Genomic DNA, 6,927 nt, shown 5'->3' on the forward strand with positions numbered 1-6,927 from the left:
CTGTAACCGGCGGCCAGCAGCAGGTTGCGGGAGCGGCCGAAAATGCCGTCTTCCAGGATCTTGAACTCTTCGGTCAAGTCCTTCTTCGCTTCCTTCAGCTGCATCTCTTCGATTTCTTTGGCGCGCTTGTCTTTTTCCACGCCATCGCGGGTAAAGACTTGCACGTCAACCACGGTACCGTACACACCGTTCGGTACACGCAGGGAAGAGTCCTTCACATCGGAGGCCTTCTCACCGAAGATGGCGCGCAGCAGCTTCTCTTCCGGCGTCAGCTGGGTTTCACCTTTCGGTGTTACCTTGCCGACCAGAATGTCGCCGCCCTTCACTTCGGCACCCACGTAGACGATACCGGACTCGTCCAGCTTGGACAGAGCGGCTTCACCCACGTTCGGGATGTCGGCAGTGATCTCTTCCGGACCCAGCTTGGTGTCACGGGAGATACAGGCCAGTTCCTGGATGTGGATGGTGGTCAGGCGATCTTCCTGAACAACACGCTCATTCACCAGAATCGAGTCTTCGAAGTTGTAACCGTTCCACGGCATGAACGCGACGCGCAGGTTTTGGCCCAGCGCCAGTTCGCCCAGATCGGTAGACGGACCGTCAGCAACCACATCACCGGCCATCACCGGCTCACCCAACATCACGCAAGGACGCTGGTTGATACAGGTGTTCTGGTTGGAACGGGTGTACTTGGTCAGGCTATAGATGTCGATACCGGCTTCGCCTGGCATCAGCTCATCTTCGTTGACCTTGATAACGATACGGGAGGCATCGACGTAGTCGATCATGCCGCCACGCTTGGCCACTACGGTTACACCGGAGTCAACGGCCACGGCGCGTTCCATACCGGTACCTACCAGCGGCTTGTCAGCACGCAGAGTCGGTACGGCCTGACGTTGCATGTTCGAACCCATCAGGGCTCGGTTAGCATCATCGTGTTCCAAGAACGGGATAAGAGCAGCTGCCACAGATACGATCTGCTGCGGGCTCACGTCCATATACTGGATCTGGTCGGCGTTCATAAAGGTGGATTCACCTTTGTGGCGGCACGGGATCAATTCATCTTTCAGACGGCCATCTTCGGTGGTCGCGGCGTTAGCCTGTGCGATCACGTACTTGCCTTCTTCAATAGCAGACAGATAGTCCACTTCGTCGGTGATCACACCATCAATGACTTTACGGTACGGTGTCTCGAGGAAACCATACTCGTTGGTACGAGAGTACACGGACAGAGAGTTGATCAGACCGATGTTCGGACCTTCAGGAGTCTCGATAGGGCACAGACGACCGTAGTGAGTCGGGTGCACATCTCGAACTTCAAAACCGGCACGCTCACGCGTCAGTCCGCCCGGGCCCAGCGCAGAGATACGGCGCTTGTGGGTCACTTCGGACAGCGGGTTGTTTTGGTCCATGAACTGAGACAGCTGGCTGGAACCAAAGAACTCTTTGACTGCGGCGGAGATCGGCTTGGCATTGATCAGATCCTGCGGCATCAGGGTGTCTAGGTCACCCAGGGAGAGACGCTCCTTGACCGCACGCTCGACACGCACCAGACCGACACGGAACTGGTTTTCAGCCATTTCACCGACAGAACGGATACGACGGTTACCCAAGTGGTCGATATCGTCCACTTCGTCATTGCCGTTACGGATGTCGATCAGGCGCTTCATGACTTCGACGATGTCGTCTTTGGTCAGAGTGCCAGCACCGGTCTCGTCTTCACGGGACAAACGGCGGTTGAACTTCATCCGACCTACGGTAGACAGGTCGTAACGCTCGGAAGAGAAGAACAGGTTCTCGAACAGCTGTTCTGCCGCTTCACGGGTAGGCGGCTCGCCCGGACGCATCATGCGATATATTTCGACCAGTGCTTCCAAACGGCTGGAGCTGGAGTCGATACGCAGGGTCTCGGACATGTAGGCACCGTGATCCAGTTCGTTGGTGAACAGAACCTCGAAGTGCTTGAAGCCGGCTTGGGAAAGGTTGGCAACCGCTTCCAGGCTCAATGCCTGGTTGGCAGTCACTACCATTTCGCCAGTTTGCGGATGTGCGTAGTTCTTGGCAGCAACTTTGCCAACAACATACTCAACCGGTACCTCAATCTGGGTAACGGCATCCTTTTCCAACTGACGGATGTGACGCGCAGTCACACGACGACCGGTCTCAACCACCACGGCGCCATTGGCCACGATGTCAAAGGTCGCAGTTTCACCACGCAGGCGCTCGGGCACCAGATCCATCATCAACTTGCCATCTTTCACTTCGAAACCTATGGTCTCGAAGAAGTTGGCCAGGATTTCTTCGGAACTGAAGTCCAGGGCGCGCAGAATAATGGAAGCCGGCAATTTACGACGACGGTCGATACGGACAAACAGGTTGTCTTTCGCATCGAACTCGAAGTCCAGCCAGGAGCCACGGTAGGGGATAACGCGGGCGTTATACAGCACCTTACCGGATGAATGGGTTTTGCCTTTATCGTGGTCAAAGAAGACGCCCGGGCTACGGTGCAGCTGGGAGACGATTACCCGCTCGGTACCATTGATAACAAAGGTGCCGTTCTCGGTCATGAGCGGAATTTCGCCCATGTATACTTCTTGTTCCTTGATGTCTTTGACGGTGCCGGCAGCTGCTTCACGATCGTATAGAACCATACGAAGCTTGACACGCAGCGGCGCGGAGTAGGTCACTCCACGGATCTGGCATTCTTTTACGTCAAATACCGGCTCACCCAGGCGATAGCTGACATACTGAAGCTCAGCACTACCGGAGTAACTGGTGATCGGGAAAACGCTACGGAAAGCGGCCTCTAGGCCGTATTCACCTTCCGGGTCAGCCTCGATGAACTGCTTGAAGGAGTCCAGCTGAATGGACAACAGATAAGGCGTGTCCAGTACCTGGTCTCGCTTACCGAAGTCCTTACGAATGCGTTTTTTTTCGGTATAAGAGTAAACCATAGGGTTCCTCAGCTCGCTGATAAGTGACCCACTCTGTCCCGCAGGACAGCTCTGTCTCAACACCGTTTTGTGTTGGCCCGGACGATGAAACGGTCCGGATTGCTGGTGCACCGAGAGTCGTAAACGGTGTGAAATGCTCTCAGTCTACAGCGCAAAAAGGCTGGTGAACAAATATTCACCAGCCCTAGCCTGTTTTATCAGGCTAATCTACATAAATGCAGATTATTTGATCTCAACAGAAGCACCAGCTTCTTCAAGCTGCTTCTTCAGAGTTTCAGCTTCGTCTTTGGAGACGGCTTCTTTCAGGTTGGCAGGAGCGGCTTCTACCAGGTCCTTGGCTTCTTTCAGGCCCAGACCGGTAGCGGCACGAACGGCCTTGATGACGGCAACTTTGTTGGCGCCAGCAGCAGTCAGAACTACGTCGAACTCGGTTTTCTCTTCTACTGCTTCAGCAGCCGGACCGGCAGCAACAGCAACAGCGGCAGAAACGCCGAACTTCTCTTCCATAGCTTCGATCAGCTCAACAACTTCCATTACGGACATGGAAGCAACGGCTTCGATGATTTGGTCTTTAGTGATAGACATGACAAAAATTCCTGATGTTGAATAAACTCAAACAGCCTAAATAGGCGAGAATCAAGCAGCAGCTTGTTTCTGATCACGCACAGCAGCGATGGTACGAACCAGCTTGCCAGCAGAGGCTTCTTTCATAGTCGCCATCAACTTCGCAATTGCTTCGTCGTAGGTCGGCAGCGTAGCCAGACGATCAATTTGTGCTGCGGCGATAAACTCACCGTTAAAAGCGCCGGCCTTGATTTCGAACTTTTGGTTCGCTTTGGCAAACTCTTTGAACAGACGAGCGGCAGCGCCCGGGTGTTCGTTGGAGAAAGCAATCAAGGTAGGACCAGTCAATACGTCGTTCAGGCACGCGAATTCGGTACCTTCAACCGCACGACGCAGCAGGGTATTACGCACAACGCGCATGTACACACCAGCTTCACGAGCGGTTTTACGCAGGACGGTCATCTTGTCTACAGTCACGCCGCGAGAATCGGCTACAACTGCGGACAGGGCGCCTTTGGCAGCTTCGTTGACTTCAGCAACAATTGCCTTTTTGTCTTCGAGTCCCAATGCCATTGGCTTAACTCCTGGATTGAATCTGAGTCTCATGACTCAGTACTGACACATCCCCCCTACCTTAACAACAGAGGGGAACGATGCGGTAGCAGGATTCCAGAAGAGAAAGAATCTTTCTCGCTGGGTTTCCGGCACCGTCTACGCAGGAAGGATTAAGGCTTTACAGCCTCCTGCGGTCTTGGACGGAGGTCGAAGCCCCCAACCAATCAAGGCGCAAAATTATAGATTAAATTTTGCGCCTTGTAAAACTCATCAATTAGCCCTGAGCTTCCAGAGAAGCTTGGTCTACGGCAACACCTGCACCCATGGTGGTGGAGATGCTGACTTTCTTGATGAAGATACCTTTGGCGGAAGACGGCTTAGCCTTTTTCAGGGCAATCAGCAGTGATTCCAAGTTTTCTTTCAGCTGAACTTCGTCGAAAGAAACCTTACCCAGAGTGGTATGGATGATACCATTCTTGTCATTACGGTAACGAACCTGACCGGCTTTGGCATTCTTCACAGCTTCAGCAACGTTCGGGGTTACAGTACCGACTTTCGGGTTCGGCATCAGGCCACGCGGGCCCAGGATTTGACCCAGTTGACCAACAACACGCATGGCATCCGGGGATGCGATGACGACGTCGAAGTTCATCTCGCCTTTCTTGACCAGATCGGCCAGGTCATCCATACCAACCAGTTCAGCACCGGCAGCTTTGGCGGCTTCGGCGTTGGCACCCTGGGTGAATACGGCAACACGTACATCACGACCGGTACCGTGCGGCAGTACAGTAGCACCACGAACGTTTTGGTCAGATTTACGAGCATCGATACCCAGATTGACAGCAACGTCAACGCTTTCAACGAACTTGGCGGTAGCCAGTTCTTTCAGCAGGGCAATGGCTTCGTTGATGGAATACTCTTTGGTACCGTCAACTTTTTCGCGAATAACGCGCATACGCTTGGAAAGTTTTGCCATTGTCTTAATCCTCCACTACCAGGCCCATGGAACGAGCGGAGCCTGCGATGCAACGTACTTTTGCATCCAGATCGGCACCGGTCATATCCGGCTCTTTGGTCTTGGCGATTTCTTGCAGCTGGGCAACAGTCACCTTACCAACCTTGTCTTTGTTCGGCTTGGCCGAACCAGACTGGATCCCGGCAGCTTTCTTCAGCAGGAAGGCAGCAGGCGGAGTCTTGGTTTCGAAGGTGAAGGAACGGTCACTGTAAACGGTGATCACGACCGGAGTCGGTGAACCTTTTTCCAGCTTCTCTGTACGAGCGTTAAACGCCTTACAGAATTCCATGATGTTTACACCGTGCTGACCCAGAGCAGGACCAACGGGAGGGCTGGGGTTAGCACTGCCAGCCTTAACTTGCAGCTTGATATAAGCTGTGACTTTCTTAGCCATTAGAAAAATACCTCAGAAATGGGTTCTAGCGCCTCGGAGACATGCTCCTGCAAACGGCTCCCCAACTAATAAAGGGGCAGCGAATTATAGTGACATTCGCTGCCCCTGACAACCGTTAACGTACAGAGTTTAATCAGCCCTTTTCGACCTGACCAAAATCCAGTTCTACCGGCGTTGAGCGACCGAAGATCAAAACAGAGACCTTCACGCGGCTCTTCTCGTAGTCCACCTCTTCAACGGTACCGTTAAAGTCGGCGAACGGACCGTCGGCAACCCGCACCATTTCACCCGGTTCAAACAGGGTTTTCGGACGCGGCTTGTCGTGGGCATCTTGCAGACGATTGAGGATGGCATCCGCTTCTTTATCAGAGATAGGAGCAGGACGATCAGAGGTGCCACCGATGAAACCCATCACACGCGGTACATTACGCACCAAGTGCCATGTGGTTTCATCCATGAGCATCTGAACCAGGACGTAGCCCGGGAAAAACTTGCGCTCACTCTTGCGCTTTTGGCCAGCACGCATCTCGACCACTTCTTCAGTCGGGACCAGCACTTCACCGAACATGTCTTCCATGCCATGCATCTTGATATGTTCGCGCAAAGATTTGGCAACCCGACCTTCGTAGCCGGAGAATGCCTGCACGACATACCATCTCATACGTTGTTCACGTTGTTCAGTCATGGCTTATCCTTACACACCGGTAATCAGGTTGACCAACCAGACCAAGGCGCCGTCCAGCATGAACAGCAACAGTCCCATCACGGCAGTCACCGCCAGCACAATCAGGGTTGTCTGAATGGCTTCCTGACGGGTCGGCCATACGACCTTGCGGACTTCCAGGCGAGACTCACGGGCAAATGCCACTGTGGCTTTACCTTTAGTAGTGCGTATTGCAAGTATTCCAGCGCCTGCGATAGCAGCCAATACGCCTAAAGCACGCAAGGCAACGTTAACATCATTGAAATGCTTACCGACCCACCAGTTTCCACCAACTGCTGCGACCAGGATGATGAAAACCAGGCCCCAAAGCAGGGTATCCTTGCTTCCGCCCTGGCTCTCAGAACTAACACTCATACAACCCACCTGTATCTGACGTAACCAAAGACACAAAAGCCCCGTACGAGACGAGGTATGTGGCAGGGGCGGCAGGACTCGAACCCGCAACCATCGGTTTTGGAGACCGCTGTTCTACCAATTCGAACTACGCCCCTACACAAGAAAGCCCCTATTATAGGGGCTTTGCTTTATTTATGTAAGCCAAAGATTAAGCAATCACGCTGGCTACAACACCGGCACCTACGGTACGGCCACCTTCACGGATAGCGAAACGCAGGCCGTCGTCCATTGCGATCGGCGCAATCAGGGTAACAACCATTTTGATGTTGTCGCCTGGCATTACCATCTCTACGCCTTCCGGCAGTTCGATGGTACCGGTCACGTC

General features: G+C 53.5%; 7 protein-coding genes, 1 tRNA gene and 1 pseudogene. All 9 read right to left on the bottom strand.

Features of this window, described 5'->3' with window-relative positions; genetic code table 11:
* Positions 1-2,954, bottom strand: a 2,954-nt coding sequence (gene rpoB / locus AAC083_RS05050) for a DNA-directed RNA polymerase subunit beta (protein WP_108536012.1), incomplete at its 3' end; no start/stop codon positions are given.
* Between the two features lie 222 nt (positions 2,955-3,176).
* Positions 3,177-3,539, bottom strand: coding sequence for a 50S ribosomal protein L7/L12 (gene rplL / locus AAC083_RS05055; protein ID WP_042036012.1), 363 nt, complete (start codon positions 3,537-3,539; stop codon positions 3,177-3,179).
* Between the two features lie 51 nt (positions 3,540-3,590).
* A complete protein-coding gene (rplJ, locus tag AAC083_RS05060) occupies positions 3,591-4,091 on the bottom strand; it encodes a 50S ribosomal protein L10 (protein ID WP_005318563.1) in 501 nt (166 codons plus the stop codon).
* Positions 4,092-4,347: 256 nt separating this feature from the next.
* On the bottom strand, positions 4,348-5,049 hold the full coding sequence (rplA, locus tag AAC083_RS05065) for a 50S ribosomal protein L1 (protein ID WP_042036011.1): 702 nt from the start codon (positions 5,047-5,049) through the stop codon (positions 4,348-4,350).
* Between the two features lie 4 nt (positions 5,050-5,053).
* Entirely contained in the window at positions 5,054-5,482 is a 429-nt protein-coding gene (rplK, locus tag AAC083_RS05070; RefSeq protein WP_005318556.1) for a 50S ribosomal protein L11, read from the bottom strand.
* A 133-nt stretch (positions 5,483-5,615) separates the two neighbouring features.
* Positions 5,616-6,167, bottom strand: coding sequence for a transcription termination/antitermination protein NusG (gene nusG, locus AAC083_RS05075; RefSeq protein WP_005318554.1), 552 nt, complete (start codon positions 6,165-6,167; stop codon positions 5,616-5,618).
* A gap of 9 nt (positions 6,168-6,176) precedes the next feature.
* Positions 6,177-6,560, bottom strand: a complete 384-nt coding sequence (gene secE / locus AAC083_RS05080) for a preprotein translocase subunit SecE (RefSeq protein WP_042036010.1) — start codon at positions 6,558-6,560, stop codon at positions 6,177-6,179.
* Positions 6,561-6,620: 60 nt separating this feature from the next.
* A tRNA-Trp gene (locus tag AAC083_RS05085) sits at positions 6,621-6,697 on the bottom strand.
* A 53-nt stretch (positions 6,698-6,750) separates the two neighbouring features.
* Positions 6,751-6,927: pseudogene (gene tuf, locus AAC083_RS05090) on the bottom strand (elongation factor Tu); the annotation flags it as partial.

The organism is Aeromonas sp. HMWF014, assembly GCF_963878295.1.
Classification (GTDB): Bacteria; Pseudomonadota; Gammaproteobacteria; order Enterobacterales; family Aeromonadaceae; genus Aeromonas; species Aeromonas popoffii.

Bases quoted from the DNA above. Each gene is read 5' to 3' on its own strand.
- rplL (WP_042036012.1), bottom strand. From the start codon at position 3,539: ATGTCTATCACTAAAGACCAAATCATCGAAGCCGTTGCTTCCATGTCC.
- nusG (WP_005318554.1), bottom strand. From the start codon at position 6,167: ATGACTGAACAACGTGAACAACGTATGAGATGGTATGTCGTGCAGGCA.
- rplA (WP_042036011.1), bottom strand. From the start codon at position 5,049: ATGGCAAAACTTTCCAAGCGTATGCGCGTTATTCGCGAAAAAGTTGAC.
- rplJ (WP_005318563.1), bottom strand. From the start codon at position 4,091: ATGGCATTGGGACTCGAAGACAAAAAGGCAATTGTTGCTGAAGTCAAC.
- rplK (WP_005318556.1), bottom strand. From the start codon at position 5,482: ATGGCTAAGAAAGTCACAGCTTATATCAAGCTGCAAGTTAAGGCTGGC.
- secE (WP_042036010.1), bottom strand. From the start codon at position 6,560: ATGAGTGTTAGTTCTGAGAGCCAGGGCGGAAGCAAGGATACCCTGCTT.